This is a genomic window from Spirillospora sp. NPDC048819, assembly GCF_040650055.1.
In the GTDB taxonomy this organism is placed as follows: Bacteria; Actinomycetota; Actinomycetes; order Streptosporangiales; family Streptosporangiaceae; genus Spirillospora.
Genome location: NZ_JBEZGN010000055.1, coordinates 26,521 through 43,757 on the forward strand (window position 1 = coordinate 26,521; position 17,237 = coordinate 43,757).

General features: G+C 75.0%; 11 protein-coding genes. 2 read left to right on the forward strand and 9 right to left on the reverse strand.

Translation table 11 applies throughout. The features are described from left to right. Positions 1-87: 87 nt before the first annotated feature. Positions 88-498: a nuclear transport factor 2 family protein gene (locus AB0C35_RS42415; protein WP_358469060.1), complete on the reverse strand. Its 411-nt coding sequence runs from the start codon at positions 496-498 to the stop codon at positions 88-90. 81 nt (positions 499-579) lie between these two features. Here AB0C35_RS42415 and AB0C35_RS42420 point away from each other — a divergent pair, with 81 nt between their 5' ends. Continuing rightward, a complete protein-coding gene (locus tag AB0C35_RS42420) occupies positions 580-1,173 on the forward strand; it encodes a helix-turn-helix domain-containing protein (RefSeq protein WP_358469063.1) in 594 nt (197 codons plus the stop codon). Positions 1,174-1,245: 72 nt separating this feature from the next. On the opposite strand, the gene AB0C35_RS42425 is transcribed toward AB0C35_RS42420, so the two are convergent. The 4 genes from AB0C35_RS42425 to AB0C35_RS42440 are packed head-to-tail and all read right to left on the reverse strand — an operon-like array spanning position 1,246 to position 9,498. Further along, a complete protein-coding gene (locus AB0C35_RS42425; RefSeq protein WP_358469066.1) occupies positions 1,246-2,124 on the reverse strand; it encodes a hypothetical protein in 879 nt (292 codons plus the stop codon). A gap of 42 nt (positions 2,125-2,166) precedes the next feature. Continuing rightward, positions 2,167-4,167, reverse strand: a complete 2,001-nt coding sequence (locus AB0C35_RS42430; protein WP_358469069.1) for an AAA family ATPase — start codon at positions 4,165-4,167, stop codon at positions 2,167-2,169. Between the two features lie 58 nt (positions 4,168-4,225). Beyond that, positions 4,226-5,551 carry a M1 family metallopeptidase gene (locus tag AB0C35_RS42435; RefSeq protein ID WP_358469072.1) on the reverse strand — a complete coding sequence of 442 codons (1,326 nt, stop codon included), beginning with the start codon at positions 5,549-5,551 and terminating at the stop codon, positions 4,226-4,228. After that, positions 5,548-9,498, reverse strand: coding sequence for a Pls/PosA family non-ribosomal peptide synthetase (locus AB0C35_RS42440; RefSeq protein ID WP_358469075.1), 3,951 nt, complete (start codon positions 9,496-9,498; stop codon positions 5,548-5,550). The genes AB0C35_RS42435 and AB0C35_RS42440 overlap by 4 nt, the downstream gene beginning before the upstream one ends. Before the next feature lie 298 nt (positions 9,499-9,796). On the opposite strand from AB0C35_RS42440, the gene AB0C35_RS42445 reads away from it, so the two are divergent. Next, a complete protein-coding gene (locus AB0C35_RS42445) occupies positions 9,797-10,585 on the forward strand; it encodes an SDR family NAD(P)-dependent oxidoreductase (protein WP_358469077.1) in 789 nt (262 codons plus the stop codon). A 30-nt stretch (positions 10,586-10,615) separates the two neighbouring features. Here the strand turns inward: AB0C35_RS42445 and AB0C35_RS42450 are convergent, their stop codons facing one another. The 4 genes from AB0C35_RS42450 to AB0C35_RS42465 form a co-directional block, all read right to left on the reverse strand. Then, the gene (locus AB0C35_RS42450; protein ID WP_358469080.1) at positions 10,616-13,831 is read right to left on the reverse strand and encodes a carboxyl transferase domain-containing protein; all 3,216 of its coding nucleotides are present in this window, start codon (positions 13,829-13,831) and stop codon (positions 10,616-10,618) included. Positions 13,832-13,953: 122 nt separating this feature from the next. After that, positions 13,954-15,327 carry a GH1 family beta-glucosidase gene (locus tag AB0C35_RS42455; protein ID WP_358469083.1) on the reverse strand — a complete coding sequence of 458 codons (1,374 nt, stop codon included), beginning with the start codon at positions 15,325-15,327 and terminating at the stop codon, positions 13,954-13,956. A gap of 50 nt (positions 15,328-15,377) precedes the next feature. Next, entirely contained in the window at positions 15,378-16,298 is a 921-nt protein-coding gene (locus AB0C35_RS42460) for a carbohydrate ABC transporter permease (protein ID WP_358469086.1), read from the reverse strand. Next, on the reverse strand, positions 16,291-17,076 hold the full coding sequence (locus AB0C35_RS42465) for a sugar ABC transporter permease (RefSeq protein ID WP_358469089.1): 786 nt from the start codon (positions 17,074-17,076) through the stop codon (positions 16,291-16,293). The genes AB0C35_RS42460 and AB0C35_RS42465 overlap by 8 nt, the downstream gene beginning before the upstream one ends. Between the last annotated feature and the right edge of the window lie 161 nt (positions 17,077-17,237).

Below are 17,237 nucleotides of genomic sequence, written 5' to 3' on the forward strand. Positions count from 1 at the left end.
CGGGCGAGGGTGGCGGCCGGGCCGTCCACCCGGACATACCAACCGGTCGGTATGGTCCGTCCACCCTAGAAACCCCCGGCAGGCGCGTCAACCGCCGTCGCGGCCCAGCGCCCGGTCGAGCCCCGGATGGTCGTGGTAGTCGCGGGACTCGACGATGCGCCCGCCGCGCACCCGCAGGACGAAGATGTTGGGCACGACGAACTCGCGTCCGGTCTCGGTGTTGCGCCCCGCGTACTCGAACTCCACGATGATCACCTCGGGATCGGCCGTCTCGTGGACGACGACGTTGCGCGCCGACATCTCCAGCGGCAGCGTCTCCAGGCGGGCGAAGTGCTCGCGCAGGGCCTCGCGCCCCTCCAGGCGCGTGGCGGGATGGGCGAGCGGGTGCACGACCACCGCGTCCTCGGCGTACAGCCGCGGCAGCGCCTCGGGCCGCCGCGCGGTCACCCCGTCGATCAGCCGCTGGAAGACGGCCCGGGGGCTGGCGAACTCGGACATGTCCCTCCACTACAATCGGAGTTGCTGCTCCGTATGAGAAAATATGGAGTCGGAACTCCACTTGTCAACGGAAAGGCCGCGATGACGTCACCCGCGTCCGGGAGGCCGCTGCGCGCCGACGCCCTGCGCAACCGCGCCAAGGTCCTCGCCGCGGCCGAGGAGGTCTTCGCCGTCCAGGGGACCTCCGCCCCCACCGAGGAGGTCGCGCGGAAGGCGGGCGTCGGGATCGGCACGGTGTTCCGGCACTTCCCCACCAAGGAGTCGCTGCTGGAGGCCGTCCTGGTCGCGCTGCTGGAGCGGCTCGCCGCGGAGGCCCGGGAGCTGGGGTCCGCCCGCGACGCCGGCGCCGCGTTCTTCGGGTTCTTCTCCCGCGTGGTGGCGCAGGCCGCGGCCAAGCAGGCCGTGACCGAGGCGCTGGCCGAGGCCGGCATCGACGCCCGCGCGGCCACCGGCTCGGCCGGTCCGGGACTGAAGGCCGCCCTCGGAACGCTCCTCGAACGCGCGCAGGAGGCCGGGGCCGTCCGGGCCGACGTGGGCCCGGGCGAGGTCATGGCGCTGCTGACGGGCATGTCCTACGCGGCCGGGCGCGCCGGGGCCCGCGACGACGTCCTCAAGATCGCCTTCGACGGCCTGCGCCCCCGCCCGGATCAGGCGGGCACGACGCAGGCTGGCTGAAATCAGGCGGGCACGTCTCAGGCGGGCACAGGCCAGGCGGGCGCGGATCGGAGCGGGGCGTGAGCCTCGGGCTCAGGCCGCGACGCGCAGGTAGTGGGCCCAGTAGCCCTGCCAGCGCCCGTACCGGGCGGCGAGCCTCCGCAGGTCCGCTTCGGTGAACGCCCTGCCGTAGGCGCGGGACGCCGCGTCCCGAAGCGACCTCTCCACCGGTGTCTCATCCATCCTCCCGAGCCCCCGGATGAGGATGAAGCCGGCCGACCAGGGGCCGATGCCGGGCAGGCCGAGCAGGAAGGCCTTGACGTCCCAGAACGGGCCGGTGCGCAGGAAGTCCTCGTCGACCTCGAGCCAGGAGCGCACCGCGCCGTGCAGGTAGCCGCCCTTGCGCCGGTTGCCGACCAGGTCGGCGACGCGCGTCTCCGGGAGGCTCGCGAGCTGCTCGGCGTCGGGGAACGCGGTGTGCTCGGCGCCGTCCACGACGAGGGTGTTGCCGAACTCCCCCGCCAGGGCCCGCTTGCCGTTCGCGGCGGCGGCGATGGGGGTGCGCTGCGACAGGATCGCCCACACGAGGTTCTCCACGGGCGTGGGGAACTTGACGTGGTGGTATCCGTGCAGGCGGCCGATGACGGGCGCGAAGCCGGGGTCGTCGCGCCCCAGGAGGTAGAACTCGGCGAGGTCGTCGTCCAGGCTCAGGTGGAAGCGGACGCGGTCGGCCGCCGCCGCGACGTCGTCGGGGGTGAGGGGCCCGCCGGCGTGCAGCGTGACCCGGACGCCGTCTCCCGCCTGGACGACCCGGGCGACGACGGTCCGGCCGCGGGCGCGCAGGGCCTTGGTCAGCGTCCCGTCCTCGATCGCCTGCTCACCGGATGTCGGCGGGAAACCCCGGACGAAGCGGAGCGCCGGGCCGAGGTCGAACGGCGGCGCCGCGGGCAGGTCGATGGTCTCGGTGAACATGAGCGCACACTATCCACCGGTCACGACACCGCCCGGTGGGCGTCACGAGGCCAGTTCGGCGGGGAGGTCGGCGCGGTGCAGGACCGTCAGCGACGTGACGGCGCGGGTCAGCACGACGTACAGGCGGGCGAGGCCGCGCGTCTCGGCGGCGGCGATCGCGGCGGGCTCCGCGACGATCACGTGGTCGTACTCCAGGCCCTTGGCGAGCGCCGCGGGGACGACGAGCAGGCGGGCGTCGCCTCCCGCGTCCGGTCCGAGGACGGTGTGCTCCAGCCCGGCGTCCTCCAGCGCGGCGGCGTACGCGGCCGCCTCCGCGTCGGGCACGATCAGTCCGGTGGAGCCGGGGCGGGCGAGGGCCGCGCGGGCGGCCTCGACGACGGCGGCGGTCAGGTCGGGGACGCGCCGCACGCCGAGGGCGCCGGCCCCGGGACGCAGCGAGCGCGGCCGGTCCAGCCCGGGCGCGACGTGCGGGAGCAGGCGGGCGGCGTAGTCCAGGACGGTCCCCGGGACGCGGAAGCCGAGGGTCAGCTCGGTGACGTCGCCGTCCTGCCCGAGGTGGGCGAGGACCTCTTTCCAGGACCGCGCCGACCAGGCGGTGGTGCCCTGGGCGAGGTCGCCGAGGACGGTCGCCGAACCCGTCCCGCAGCGGCGGCCGAGGGCGCGCAGCTGCATCGCGGACAGGTCCTGCGCCTCGTCCACGATCAGGTGGCCGAGCGAGGCGGTGCGCTCGATGAGGTCGTGCAGCTCGTCGAGGAGCGCGCGGTCGGCGGCGGTCCACCTGGCCGAGCGGTGCGACCGGGGGGACCTGGCCCACCGGACGGCGGCCTGCTCGTCCTCGTCCAGGACGCCCTTCGCCGCCCTGCTCAGGAAGGCGGCGTCCGACAGCAGCCGGTACAGGACCTGCTCGGGCGTGACCTTCGGCCACACCGCGTCGAGGACCTGCTTGACCGGCCTGCTCCGCGCCACCTGGTCCTGGACGCGGTCGTCGGGCGCCTCTCCGCGGCGCTCCATCCGCACGAGGATCTGGTGGGCGAGCCGCTGGGCGAACGCGGCGCGGCCGCTGCCGTAGCGGGTGGTGCCGCGCAGCGCGGCGGCGATCTCCCTGACCTCGTGGTCGGCGAGCCGGTAGCGGGCGGCGCCCCGGGTGACGACGAGGCCCTCCTCGGGCTTGCTCACGTGCAGCCACAGCGCCTTGCGGAGCACGTCCGCCATGCGCGCCTCGCCCTTGAGGGCGGACACCGACGCCGGTTCCTCCCCGGTGGGCGCGCCGAGCAGGTCGTCGATCGTGGCCTGCTCGACCCTGACCTCGCCGAGGGCGGGCAGGACCGCCGAGATGTAGGCGAGGAACGCCCGGTTGGGCCCGACGATGAGGACCCCGGACCGCGACAGCCGCTCGCGGTGCGTGAACAGCAGGTAGGCGGCGCGGTGCAGGCCGACGGCCGTCTTGCCGGTGCCGGGCGCGCCCTGCACGCACACGGTGCGGGGCAGGTCGGCGCGGACGATGACGTCCTGGTCCGGCTGGATGGTGGCGACGATGTCGCGCATCGGCCCGGTGCGGGGGCGCTCGATCTCCTCGGTCAGGATCCGGGACGGGCCGATCTCGCCGCCGTCCAGGGGCTCGTCCTCGAACGCGGTCAGCTCACCGCCCTGGAACCCGAACCGCCTCCGCAGCCTCCACCCCAGGGGATCGGCGGGTCCGGCCTGGTAGAAGGCCCGCGACACGGGCGCGCGCCAGTCCAGGACGAGCGGCCGGCCCTCGTCGCCGTCGTGGACGTGCCGCCGCCCCACGTACATGGTCGCGGGCAGGTCGGGGGCGCCTCCGCCGCCACGGTCCATCCGCCCGAAGAACAGCGGCGTGCCGGGATGGTCGGCGAGCGCCGCGACGCGCTGGTCGAGCAGCGACTCCAGGAACTGCTTGGACACCCAGTCCGCCGCGACGTCGGCGGACAGGCTCCGCGCATGTTCGCGCATCCGGCGCAGCGCGGCGCGGGACTCGGCCAGGTGGGCGCGCTCGGCCGCGAGGACGGTGGACTCGGCGGGCATGCGGGCAGACCTCCGGCGGCGAGGAATGGGTGGGGGCAAACCCGCTACCTTACCGGGTTCAGGGCAGCGGAGGCAGCTGACGCCGGTGAAGCCAGGCGGAGAAGAGGTCGTCCAGCGGACGGGCGGAGCGGCGGGCGGCGAGCGCGGTGAAGTCCTCCGTCGTCACCGAGCCGTGGCGGTGCCCGGCCGTCCACTCGCGCAGGATCCCGAAGAACACGTCGTCGCCGGCCGCGCACCGCAGCGCGTGCAGCGTGAGGGCCCCGCGCTTGTAGACGTAGTCGTCGAACAGGTGCCGCGGCCCGGGGTCGGCGAGCACGAGGTCCTTCGACTGGCCGGACAGCCGCGCGTGCCACCGGCGGGCGTGCTCGGCCGCGGGCGCTCCGCCGGACCTCTCCGACCACAGCCATTCGGCGTAGGAGGCGAAGCCCTCGTGCAGCCAGATGTCCCGCCAGTGCGCCACCGTCAGGCTGTTGCCGAACCACTGGTGCGCCAGCTCGTGCGCGACGAGCGGTTCCTCGCCCCGGTCCCCGTCGACATGGTTCGTCCCGAAGATCGACATGCCCTGCGCCTCGACGGGGATCTCCAGCTCGTCGTCGGCGACCACGACCGTGTACGCGCCGAAGGGGTAGGGGCCGAACAGCTCGGAGAACACGCCGATCATCTGCCCCTGCCGGCCCAGGTCGTGCAGCACCCGCCGTTCCAGCGCCGCCGGGAAGTGGACGTGCTGCGGGACGGGACCGTCCAGCTCCAGCGACCGGTACCGCCCGATCTGGACGCTCGCCAGGTAGGTCGCGGTCGGCTCGTCCTGCTCGTACACCCAGGTGGTGTTCGCGCCGGAGCTCCGCCTTCCGGTCAGCCGTCCGTTCGCGACGACGGTGTAGGCGGACGCCGCGGTGACCGCGATCCGGTAGCGGGCCTTGTCGCCGGGCCGGTCGTTGCAGGGGAACCACGACGGCGCGCCGGTCGGCTGCCCCGCCACGATCGAGCCGTCGGTCAGCTGCTCCCAGCCGAGCCCGCCCCAGTGGCTGCGGACGGGCGACGGGTTGCCGGTATAGCGGACCTCCACGGTGAACGCGCCCGGGCCGAGAGGCCGCGCCGGCGTGACGGTCAGCTTGCCGCGCCGGTGCCGGAACCGCGCCGGGCTCCCGTCCACCAGGACCCTGCCGATGCGGAACGGCCCGAGGTCGAGCGCGAACCGGTCGAGCCGCGCGGCGGCCGCCGCCGACAGCCGGGCGGTGGCGGCGAGACGGTTGGGGCCGACCCGGTAGTCCAGTTCGAGGTCGTAGGCGGCGACCGCGTAGCCGTCGTCGCCGTGGCCGGGGAAGTACGCGTCCGGCCGGGTGCTGGTGGCCGGCCGGGTGTCCGGGGTCGGTCGGATGTTCACGGACGGTGGGGTCCCTCGGGTCGTCGTTCGGTGTCGTCCCGGCCGGTTCCGCCCGGGGTCCAGGCCGCGATCGGGTTGCCCAGCCACCGGGTGCCGGCGGGCAGCTGCTCGCCGCGCATCACCAGGGACGCCGGACCGACCGTGGCGCCCGCCCCGACCGAGGCGGCGGGCAGGATCACGCCGCCCGAGCCTAGCGTCGCGCCGCGTTCCAGGACGACCGCGTCGACCCGCATGATCCGGTCGTGGAACAGGTGGGTCTGCAGGACGCAGCCCTGGTTGACGCACGCGCCGTCGCCGAGCCGGACGAGGTCGGCCTCCGGGAGCCAGTACGTGGCGCACCAGACGCCGCGTCCGATGCGGGCGCCGAGCGACCGGAGCCAGAGGTTGAGCGGGAGAGTGCCGAGCCACGGCTCGGCGAACCACGGCGCCGCGAGGACCTCGACGAAGTTGTCGGCCAGCTCGTTGCGCCAGACGAACGAGCTCCACAGGGCCCGGTTTCCGGGCGCGATCCGTCCGACGAGCGCCCATTTGGCCGCGGCCGTGACGACCGCGGCGAGCACGCCGGCGGCCGTGAGGACGAGACCCGCCAGGAGCGCGGCGACGCCGGGCCCGTGAGCGGCGGCGAGGCCTTCGAGGGCGGCGGCGGCCAGGACGCCGACCGCCACGGTGCACATCGCCGGCACCACGCGGCACGCCTCGACGGCGGCCCGCGCCGCCTTGAGCCTGCGCGGCGGCCGGTACGTGCGGGCCTGGTCGGCGGTGTCGGCCCTGCGGTTCAGCCGCACCGGCGGCATGCCGAGGTAGGACGCGCCCGCCTTGGCCTTCTTCGGCGCCGCCGACAGGACGCCGATCAGGCCGCCCTTGGGGACCTTGCGTCCGGGGCCCGTCATCCCCGAGTTGCCGAGGAACGCGCGCTCGCCGATGCGGGCCCGCGCGATCCGCATCCGCCCGCCGCCCAGCTCGTAGGCCGCGACCATCGTGTCGTCGGCGAGGAACGCCCCGTCGTCGACGGAGGTCATCGTGGGCAGCGCGAGGACGGTCGAGGCCTCCACGTCCCGGCCGACGCTCATCCCGAGGGCGCGCAGCCAGGCGGGGGTGAGGACGCTGGCGTACAGCGGGAAGAGCCACACGCGCGCCGTCCCCATCAGCCGGCTCGTGGCCCACGCCTGCCATGCCTGGCGGCTGTGCACCGGGTGCTCGCCCTCGCGCAGCCCGAGGCCGAGGAGCCGCACGCAGACCAGGGTGATCAACGCGAACGCGCCCAGGCCCGCGAGCGTCGCCATGGGCACAGAGAGCAGGGCCGCCGCCAGGGCGCCGCTCAGGCTCGCGGTGCCGTGCACGAAGTAGCCGAGGACGGCGAGCCCGGGCAGCGCCGCGATCAGCGGCAGGAGGCCCAGCCCGAGCGCGGACGCCGCGTACGCCAGCGTCCAGCGGCGCCGTCTCGGCGGCCGGGCGGCGTCGCCCTGCCGTTTGACCTTGCCCTTGCGGACGGCGGGGGCGCCCGCCCAGCGCTGCCCGGCCGGGACCCGGCCGGTCACCGCCGCGCCCGCCGCGACCTGCGCCTTCTTCCCGACACGGGCGCCGGGGAACAGCACGGCCCGCGCACCGACGACGGCGCCCGCGCCGACGCGGATCTCGCCGACGTGCAGGACGTCGCCGTCCAGCCAGTGACCGCTGAGGTCGGCCTCGGGTTCGATCGCGGCGCCGCGCCCGAGCCAGAGCATGCCGGTCACGGGCGGCGCGGAGTGCAGGTCGACGTCCGGGCCGATCCTGGCGCCCAGCGCGCGGGCGTAGAAGGCGAACCACGGCGCGGCCGACAGTTCGGCGGCGCCGAGGCGGACGGCGAGCTGCTCGGCCGTCCACAGCCGCAGGTGGACGGCGCCGCCCCGCGGATAGGCGCCGGGCCGCAGCCCGCGCAGCAGCAGCCGCGCCCCGGCGGCGGCCAGCGCCATCCTCCCCGGCGGCGCGACGAACAGCAGCACGCCCGCGAGGACGGCCCACCATGACACGCCCGGGACCCACGGGAACGCGGCGGGGGCGTACCGGGCGGCCAGGTTGTTGAGGGCGGCCAGGCCGACGACCCACCGCATGGCGCCGAGCGTCAGCAGGGGGATCATCAGCAGCGCCTGGACGGCGGACGCCCCCGCCGGCACCGGCCGCACGGCGCGCTCCGGCGCCGGCTCCGACGCCGGGCGGAGCGGTTCCCGGTCTCCGAGGCGGGCGGCGAGGCCGCGCAGCGTCGGGGTTTCGTAGACGTCGCCGACGGCGACGGACGGATGGTGCGGCCGCAGGACCGAGACCAGTTGCGCCGCCGCGAGGCTGCCGCCGCCGAGTCCGAAGAAGTCCGCGCCGGGGACGGCCGGGGCCTCCCCCAGTACCTCGGCCCATCTGGCCGCCAGCCACTCCTCCGCTCCGCTGAGCGGTTCCGCGTCAGCGTGCGTGTCCGTCCCGTCCGGGTCGCCCGCGGTGGGCATCGGCCAGGGCAGCGCGTCCCGGTCGACCTTCCCGGACGTGCGCGTGGGGAGCGTCTCCACGCTGACCAGGCGCGGCACCAGTGCGGCCGGGAGCGCCTCCCGCAGCCGCTCGCGCGCTCCGGACGGGTCGAATCCGTCGCCGGTGACGAGGTAGCCGACCAGGAGCCGGTGACCGGCCGGTGTCGCGCGGACCGCGGCGGCGGCGCCCGTCACGCCGGGCAGCGCCTGCAGCGCCGCGTCGACCTCGCCGAGCTCGATCCGGCGGCCGCCCAGTTTGATCTGGTCGTCGGCGCGGCCGACGAAGACGAGGCCGGCCGGGTCGGCCTGGACGAGGTCGCCGCTGCGGTAGGCGCGGTCCCAGCCGAGGGACGGCAGGGGCGCGTACTTCTCGGCGTCCTTGACGGGGTCCAGGTAGCGGGCGAGGCCGACGCCGCCGATGACGAGCTCGCCGGTCCCGCCGGGGGCGACGGGGTCGCCGGCGGCGTCGACGACGGCGAGGTCCCAGCCGTCGAGCGGGAGCCCGATCCGGACGGGGCCGGGCCCGCCCAGCGGGGCGGCGCAGGCGACGACGGTCGCCTCGGTGGGCCCGTAGGTGTTCCAGACCCGGCGTCCCGGGACGGCCAGGCGCGCGGCCAGCTCGGGCGGGCACGCCTCGCCGCCGAAGATCAGCAGCCGGATGCCGTCGAGGGTCTCGGGCGGCCACAGCGCGGCGAGCGTCGGGACGGTGGACACCACCGTGATGCCCCGGCCGGCGAGCCAGGGACCGAGGTCGGCGCCGGTGCGCACGAGCGAGCGCGGCGCGGGCACCAGGCAGGCGCCGTGCCGCCAGGCCAGCCACATCTCCTCGCAGGACGCGTCGAACGCCACCGACAGCCCGGCCAGCACGCGGTCGGACTCGTGCGCCGGGAACAGCCGCGCCTCGGCGTCCACGAACGCGGCGGCCGCGCGGTGCGACACGGCCACGCCCTTGGGCCGGCCCGTCGAGCCGGACGTGAAGATGATCCAGGCGTCGTCGCCGGGTTCCGGGCGGCCGGTGCGGCCGCCGGGGACCCCGCGGAGGGCGACCTCCCGGTGCTCCCCGACGACGGCGCAGACGCCGGCCTCGCCGAAGACCGTCGCGGCGCGCTCGGCCGGGTCGTCGGCGTCGACCGGGACGTAGGCGGCGCCCGCGGTGAGGACGGCGAGGATCGCGATGTACAGGTCCGCGGTGCCGGAGGGGACGCGGACGCCGACCCGGTCGCCGCGTCCGATCCCCGCCTGCTCCAGGTCCTTGGCGAGGACGGCGACCTCGGCGCGCAGGCCCTCGTAGTCGAGGCGGGTGGAGCCGTCGTCCAGCGCGGGCGCGTACGGGTGCCGCAGCGCGGTCGCGTCGAGGACGTCCAGGAGGGTGCGCTCGGGAGGCGCGTCCCGCGACCGGAAGACAGCGTGCTCGGGTTCGGCCGTGCAGCCTGAACGACGAAGTGGACGCAACATTCCCCCGGGTGTCCAGGCGACCGGCGGCCGCTACGCCCGGGGCACCGTGTCGTCCGCTCCGTCCCACCGGAGCCGGTGCCCTCGCCGCCGGGCGGCGCGCCGCTCGCGCCACCTGGGATCTCGTCGATCCCCGCGATCGCGCTCCGGCCGGGGCCTTGTGGGCCGAGGGGGCGCGAGTACCGCTGATCGGGACACTCTACTCGATGGCCGTGAAAGGCCCCGGGCGGCGCTGCGCCTTGCCGGGCGCGGCGGCGTGTGTGACGTTGGGCGGCATGGTGTTCCCGAGCGGAGCGACACGATGACGTTGCACGGGCGGACCGCACTGGTCACTGGGGCCTCGTCCGGCATCGGCGCGGTCGTCGCGGAGACGCTGGCCGGGGCCGGGGCGCGGGTCGGGCTGGTGGCCCGGCGCGAAGCCGGGCTGGAGCGGGTCCTCGCCCGGTGCCGCGAGCACGCGCCCGGGTCGGCGATGTGGGTCGCCGACCTCGCGGACCTGGACGGGATCGCCGGGCTCGCGGCGGCCGTCGAGCGCGAGTTCGGCGGCGTGGACGTGCTGGTCAACAACGCGGGGATGCCGAAGCGGCGCCGCGTCCAGGACCTGTCGCCCGCCGAGGCCGAGGACGTGATGCGGCTGAACTACCTGTCCCCGGTGCGGCTCACGCTGGCGCTGCTGCCGGGGATGGTCGCGCGCGGGAGCGGGCACCTGGTGGCGGTGGGTTCGGTCGCCGCGCGGCTCGGGCCGCCGCACGAGGCCGCCTACGCGGCGTCCAAGGCGGCGCTCACCGCGTTCTGGGAGAGCATGGCGGTCGACCTGGACGGCACCGGCGTGCAGGTCCACGTGGTGCAGCCGGCGCTCATCGCGGGCACCGAGCTGTTCACGCTGCCCGGCAACGAGGAGCCGCTCAGCGACGTCTCCGAGGCGCTGCCGCCGCAGGAGGTCGCCGACGCCGTCATGGACGTCCTCGCGAAGGGCCGGTTCGAGGAGTACGTGCCGGGCTGGTTCTCCGAGATGGCCTCGGGCAAGGCCGCCGACGTCGACGCGTTCGTCGCGGGCGTCAAGGAATGGACCCGCGACCGGCTGGAGTGACGCTCCCGCGATGCGGGACGGGCGCCGCCGTCACCAGGTGTCGATCCAGCGGTGGCGGTCCCCGGGCGGCGGAGCGGACGCGAACGCCGTGGTGATCCGGCGGCGGGTGTCGGCCGGGTCGATGACGTCGTCGAGCTCGAAGACCGTGGCGGCGTGGAGCGCCTTGCCGTACTCGTAGGCGGCGGCGACCATCTTCTCGAACAGCCCCTGCGGGTCGTCGGCCTCGGCCAGTTCCCTGCGGAACCCGAGCCGGACCGCGCCCTCCAGGCCCATGCCGCCGATCTCGCCGGTGGGCCACGCGACGGTCGCGAGCGGCGCCTTGAACCCGCCGCCCGCCATCGCCTGCGCGCCGAGCCCGTAGCCCTTGCGCAGCACGATCGTGATGATCGGGACGCGCAGGTTCGCGCCGGTGACGAACATGCGGCTGAAGTGCCGGACGGTGGCGGTCCGCTCGGCGTCCGGGCCGACCATGAAGCCGGGGGTGTCGCACAGGGACACGACGGGCAGGCCGTGGGCGTCGCACAGCTGCAGGAACCGGGCGGCCTTGTCGGCGGCGTCGCGGTCGATGGCGCCGCCGAGGTGCGCCGGGTTGCTGGCGATCAGGCCCATCGGGCGCCCCTCGATCCGCACCAGCGCGGTGACGATCCCGATGCCGAACGCGCGGCGCAGCTCCAGCACCGACCCGGTGTCGGCGAGGTGGGTGATCGCGCGGCGGACGTCGTAGGCGCGCAGCCGGTTCTCGGGGACGACGTGCCGCAGGATCCGCTGGTCGTCGCACGCCCACTCGTCCCGCGGCCCCTGGAAGTAGGACAGGTAGCGGCGGGCCGCGCCGACGGCCTCCGCCTCGTCCTCGACGACGATGTCGACGACGCCGTTGGGCTCCTGGTCGCCGATCGGGCCGATCTCCTCGGGCGCGAACACGCCGAGCCCGCCGCCCTCGATCATCGCGGGGCCGCCCATCCCGATGTTGGCGTCGCGGGTGGCGATGATGACGTCGCAGCAGCCGAGCAGCGCCGCGTTCCCGGCGAAGCAGCGCCCGGACGCGATCCCGACGGACGGGACGAGGCCGCTGAGCCGCCCCATGGCGTGGAAGGTCGTCACGTCCAGGCCGGACACCGACGAGGTGTCGGTGTCGCCGGGCCGCCCGCCGCCGCCCTCGGCGAACAGCACCAGCGGCAGGCGGCGGCGGTGGGCGATGTCGAGCATCCGGTCGGTCTTGCGGTGGTTCTGGTAGCCCTGCGTCCCGGCGAGGACCGTGTAGTCGTAGGACATGACGACGGCCTGCGCGCCGTCCACGTCGCCGACGCCGCAGACCATGCCGTCGGCGGGGGTGCGTGCGATCAGGTCCTCCAGGGACCGGCGCTGCCGCTGCGCCGCGATGGCGAGGGCGCCGTACTCCACGAACGTGCCGGGGTCGCACAGGTCGTCGATGTTCTCCCGGGCGGTGCGGTGCCCGCGCGCGTGCCGCTTCGCGACGGCCTCGGGCCGGGACGCGTCCAGGCCGAGCTCGTGCCGGCGCAGGGCCTCGGCGAGGTCGGCGCGGATCTCGCCGAGGTCGGCCTCGGCGTCCTCGGCGGCGTGGGCGCCGTCGACCTCGGCGGGTTCGACGAACAGCAGCGGGGCGCCCTCGGCGACCGTGTCGCCGGCCGCGGCGGCGACGCTCGCGACGACGCCCGCCTCGCCCGCGCGGACGACGTGCTCCATCTTCATCGCCTCGAGGATCAGGACGGGCGTCCCTGCCAGGACGAGGTCGCCCTCGGCCACCTCAACCGCGACGACCGTGCCCTGCATCGGCGCCGGCACGGCGACGGTGCCGGGCGGCGCGTCCGGCTGCGCGTCGGCGGGGATGTCCGCCTCGTCCCGGGTGGTCTCGACGTAGTAGCGGCGGTGCTCGCTCTCCAGCAGCTCGGGCAGATGGTCGGCGATGAAGGACGTGTCGAAGCCGCCGGACGTGAACCCGGGATGCCGCAGGACGCCCTGCAGCAGCGGGATGCTGGTGGCCACGCCCGCGACCTCGAACTCGCCGAGCGCGCCGTGCGCGCGGGCGGCGGCGGCCGGGAGGTCCTCCGCGCGGGCGATGACCTTCGCGAGCAGCGGGTCGTAGCGCGGGCTCGTGCGGTATCCGGCGTACCCGTGGGTGTCGACGCGGACGCCGGGCCCGGCCGGCGGCGCGAACGCGGTCAGCGTCCCCGTCCGCGGGTGCGGGGCGCCGTCCGCGTCGAGCGTCTCGGTGTTGACCCGCACCTGGACGGCGCAGCCGGACGGGCGCGGCGGCCCGCCGCCCAGGCCCACGGCGGCGAGGTCCTCCCCCAGCGCGAGCCTGATCTGGGTCTTCACCAGGTCGACGCCGGTGATCTCCTCGGTGACGGTGTGCTCGACCTGGAGCCTCGGGTTGACCTCCAGGAACCAGAACTCCGCACCGGTCACGAGGAACTCGAACGTGCCGATGCCGTCGTAGCGGACCCGGGCGGCCATGCGGAGCGACGCGTCCAGCAGCGCGTCCCGGACGGCCTCCGGCAGCGCGGGCGCGGGCGCGACCTCGATCAGCTTCTGGTGCCGCCGCTGGACGCTGCAGTCGCGTTCCCACAGGTGGACGACCGCTCCGGTCCCGTCACCGGCGATCTGGACCTCGATGTGGCGGGCGCGCGGCACGTACCTCTCCGCGTACAGGCCGCCGTCGCCGAACGAGGCCAGCGCCTCCGACCGGCACCGCTCGTACGCGGCGGGGATCTCACCGGGGTCGGTGACGGCGCGCATCCCGCGTCCGCCGCCTCCGGCGACGGCCTTGAGCATCACCGGGCCGTGCTCGCGGGCGAACGCCTCCGCGTCCGCGAGGCTCACCGGGCCCTCCGTGCCGGGCGTCACGGGCACGCCCGCCTCCCGTGCGAGCGCGCGGGAGCGCGTCTTGTCGCCGAACAGCTCGAGCAGCTCCGGGCGCGGGCCGGTGAACGTCAGCCCGGCGGCGGCGCAGCGCGCGGCGAACGCCGCGTTCTCGCTCAGGAACCCGTAGCCGGGGTGGACGGCGGCGACGCCCGCGTCCTTGGCGGCGGCGAGCAGCGCGTCCGCGTCGAGGTAGCCGGCGACGCCCTCGCCGGGCAGCGCCCGCGCCTCGTCGGCGCGACGGGTGTGCGGGGAGGCGGCGTCGTCGGGGGTGTGCACGGCGACCGTCCGCAGGCCCAGTTCCGCCGCCGCCCGGACGACCCGGAGCGCGATCTCCCCCCGGTTGGCCACAAGGATTCCGTCCACCCGGTCCTCCTCCACCTCACCCGGCCCGACGGGGCCCCACTTTAGAGAGGCGGGCGGGGATGTGGTGCGTCCGGGCCGGGGCCTCCTGCGGCGGAGGACCCCGGCCCGGACGACCCGTCCCGCTAGTGGCCGGTCGTGACGGCGCCGGCCGTGAGGTCCCGGTGCGCGCGGATGATGTCGGCGTAGCGGCGGCCGCTGTCCTTGACGACGCGTTCCTGGGTGGCGAAGTCGACGTGGACGAGCCCGAAGCGCTGCGCGTACCCGTACGCCCATTCGAAGTTGTCCAGGAGCGACCAGGCGAAGTAGCCGTCCAGCGGCACGCCCCGGCGGATCGCCGACGCGCACGCCGACAGGTGCGCCTCCAGGTAGGCGGTGCGCTCGGCGTCGTGGACGGCGCCGCCGGGCGTCACCGTGTCGGCGTACGCGGAGCCGTTCTCGGTGACCATGACGCTGCGGGGCGCGTAGTCGTCGGTGACGCGGACGAGGACCTTCTCCAGCCGGTCCGGGTGGATCTCCCAGTCCATGCCGGTCCGCGGCGTCCCCGCCGGGGTGATCTGCCGGGTGTGCGGCGGCCGGGCGGCGGGGTCGGCGACGTTCACCGACCGGCGGTAGTAGTTGACGCCGAGCCAGTCCAGCGGCGCGGCGATCGCCTCCAGGTCGCCGGGCCGCACCGGCGGCTCCACCCCGTACACCTCGATCATGTCGGCGGGCAGGCCGCGCCCGTGGACCGGGTCGAGCCACCAGCGGTTGTGGTGGCCGTCCTCGCGCCGCGCCGCCTCCACGTCCTCCTCCCGGTCGCTTCCCGGCTCGCAGTCGGTGACCAGGTTGACGACGCCGACGCGGGCGTCCGGGGCGGCCGCGCGGACCGCCTGCACGCCGAGGCCGTGCGCGAGGAGCATGTGGTACGAGGCGGGCACCGCCGCGCGGACGTCGGCGAGGCCGGGCGCCATCTCCCCCTGCAGGTGCCCGATCCAGGCCGCGCACACCGGCTCGTTCAGCGTCGCCCACGACTTGACCCGGTCGCCGAGCGCGGCGGCGACGGCGGACGCGTACTCGGCGAAGCGCGCGGCGGTGTCGCGGGACGGCCAGCCGCCGCGCTCCTGGAGGGCCTGCGGCAGGTCCCAGTGGTACAGGGTCGGGTGCGGCTCAATGCCCGCCTCCAGCAGGGCGTCCACGAGCCGGTCGTAGAAGGCGAGGCCGGCCGGGTTCACCGGGCCGTCGCCGCCGGGCATCACCCGCGGCCACGCGATGGAGAACCGGTACGCGCGCAGCCCCAGCGCCGACATCAGCGCGAGGTCCTCGCGCCAGCGGTGGTAGTGGTCGCAGGCGACGTCGCCGGTGTCGCCGCCGGCGATCGCGCCGGGGACGCGGCAGAACACGTCCCAGATGGAGGGGGCGCGGCCGTCCTCGCCGGTGGCGCCCTCGACCTGGTAGGCGGACGTGGCCGCCCCCCAGGCGAAGTCGGGGCCGAACGCGGTCAGATCGTCGATGGGCACGGGTCTCCCTCTTCGGTGCGGGCGGGCTGTCGGTCGTGGGTCGTGGCGGGTCACTTGACGGAGCCGGCGGTCAGGCCGGCCACCAGGAAGCGCTGGAGCAGCAGGAACCCGGCGACGACGGGGACGCTCACCACGAGGGAGGCGGCCATCACCTGGTTCCAGTAGACCTCGTGCTGCGTCGAGTAGCCCTGCAGGCCGATCGCCAGGGTCCGGGTCGCGTCGTTGGTCATGACCGAGGCGAACAGCACCTCGCCCCACGCCGTCATGAACGCGTAGACGGTCACCGCGACGATGCCCGGCATGGACGCCGGGACGATAACCCGCAGCAGCGCGCCGACCGGCCCGCAGCCGTCCACCCGGGCCGCCTCGTCCAGTTCGCGGGGGATCGACTCGAAGTAGCCGGCCAGCATCCAGATCGAGAACGGCAGCGAGAACGTCAGGTACGTGAGGATCAGCGCGCCGCGGCTGCCGTACAGGGCGAGGCCGGTCGCGTTCCCCACGTTCACGAAGATCAGGAACAGCGGGAGCAGGAACAGGATCCCCGGGAACATCTGCGTGGACAGCACGGTCACGGTGAACACCCGGCGCCCGGCGAACCGGTACCGGCTCACCGCGTACGCGGCGCCGATCGCGATGACGACGGACGCGACGGTGGCGCCGCCCGCGACGATGACGCTGTTGACGAAGTAGCGCGCCAGCGGAACCGTCGACCACATGTCGATGTAGGGGCGGATCGTCGGCTCGGACGGGATCCACCGGAACGCGTCCTGGACGTCCTGCAGCGGCTTCACCGACGAGCTGACCATCGCGTAGACGGGGACGAGGGTGAACACGGTCAGCAGCGTCAGCACGATCCGCCGCGTCCACACGAACGAGGCGGGCGGGTCGCCCGGCGCGCGTCCCCTCCCGCGGCCGGGGCGGCGGGTCCGGGTCCCGGCGGCGCGGACGCGGGCGGTGCGTGTCTCAGCCATGAGCGGGCCTCCTGTCCTTCAGGGGGGCCGACCCCCCTGAACCGCCCGGCGAAGTGCGCGCGGAAATCGACGTGGCGATCAGGTAGACGGCCGTGACCAGCAGCAGGAACAGCAGGAGCAGCACCGACATCGCCGAGCCCGTCCCGAAGTTCCAGGTGACGAACGAGGCGTGGTAGATGTGCACCGAGATCAGGTCGCCGCCGGCGGGCGCCGCCTTCCCGAACAGGACGAACGGCGTGTTGAAGTCGTTGAACGTCCACAGGAACAGCACCAGCACGAGCACCTGGTTGATGGGCCGCAGCGACGGCAGCGTGATGTGCCGGATCTGCCTCCACATGCCGGCGCCGTCCAGCGCGGACGCCTCGTACAGGTCGCGGGGGACGTTCTGCAGTCCGGCCATCAGGATCAGGAACGCGAACGGCCAGGACCGCCACACGATGACGGTGACCAGCGCCCAGAAGCTGTTGCCGCCGATGAGCCAGAACGGCCGGTCGCCGCCGGTCAGGTGCAGCTGGTCGGCCAGCACGTGGTTGATCATGCCGTTGTCGCGCTGGAACATGAACGCCCAGGTCATCACGGCGGTGTAGACGGGCAGCGCGTACGGGACGAGGAACAGGGCGCGCAGCGTGCCGCGTCCCCGGAACCGCTCCTGCATCAGGATCGCGGCGGCGGTGCCGAACAGCCACGACAGGCCGACCGCGAGCAGCGTGACGGCGAGGGTGACCAGGAAGGACTGCAGCAGGCCCCGGCCGATGGCGCCGTCGAAGTCGACGGCCACCTCGTAGTTTCCGAGCCCCGCGCCGGGCGCCCTCGACCATTCACGGATGTAGAAGAGGGTGAGCTAACAGTGGGCCGCGGTACTTGCCTCGTGGGTTTCGAGGGACGCAGAAATCGGCAGGTGGCCTTAGTGATCGTCGTGGTGACTCGCGGTCGGAATGC

Bases quoted from the DNA above. Each gene is read 5' to 3' on its own strand.
- AB0C35_RS42415 (WP_358469060.1), bottom strand. From the start codon at position 498: ATGTCCGAGTTCGCCAGCCCCCGGGCCGTCTTCCAGCGGCTGATCGAC.
- AB0C35_RS42420 (WP_358469063.1), top strand. From the start codon at position 580: ATGACGTCACCCGCGTCCGGGAGGCCGCTGCGCGCCGACGCCCTGCGC.
- AB0C35_RS42425 (WP_358469066.1), bottom strand. From the start codon at position 2,124: ATGTTCACCGAGACCATCGACCTGCCCGCGGCGCCGCCGTTCGACCTC.
- AB0C35_RS42430 (WP_358469069.1), bottom strand. From the start codon at position 4,167: ATGCCCGCCGAGTCCACCGTCCTCGCGGCCGAGCGCGCCCACCTGGCC.
- AB0C35_RS42440 (WP_358469075.1), bottom strand. From the start codon at position 9,498: ATGTTGCGTCCACTTCGTCGTTCAGGCTGCACGGCCGAACCCGAGCAC.
- AB0C35_RS42445 (WP_358469077.1), top strand. From the start codon at position 9,797: ATGACGTTGCACGGGCGGACCGCACTGGTCACTGGGGCCTCGTCCGGC.
- AB0C35_RS42460 (WP_358469086.1), bottom strand. From the start codon at position 16,298: ATGGCTGAGACACGCACCGCCCGCGTCCGCGCCGCCGGGACCCGGACC.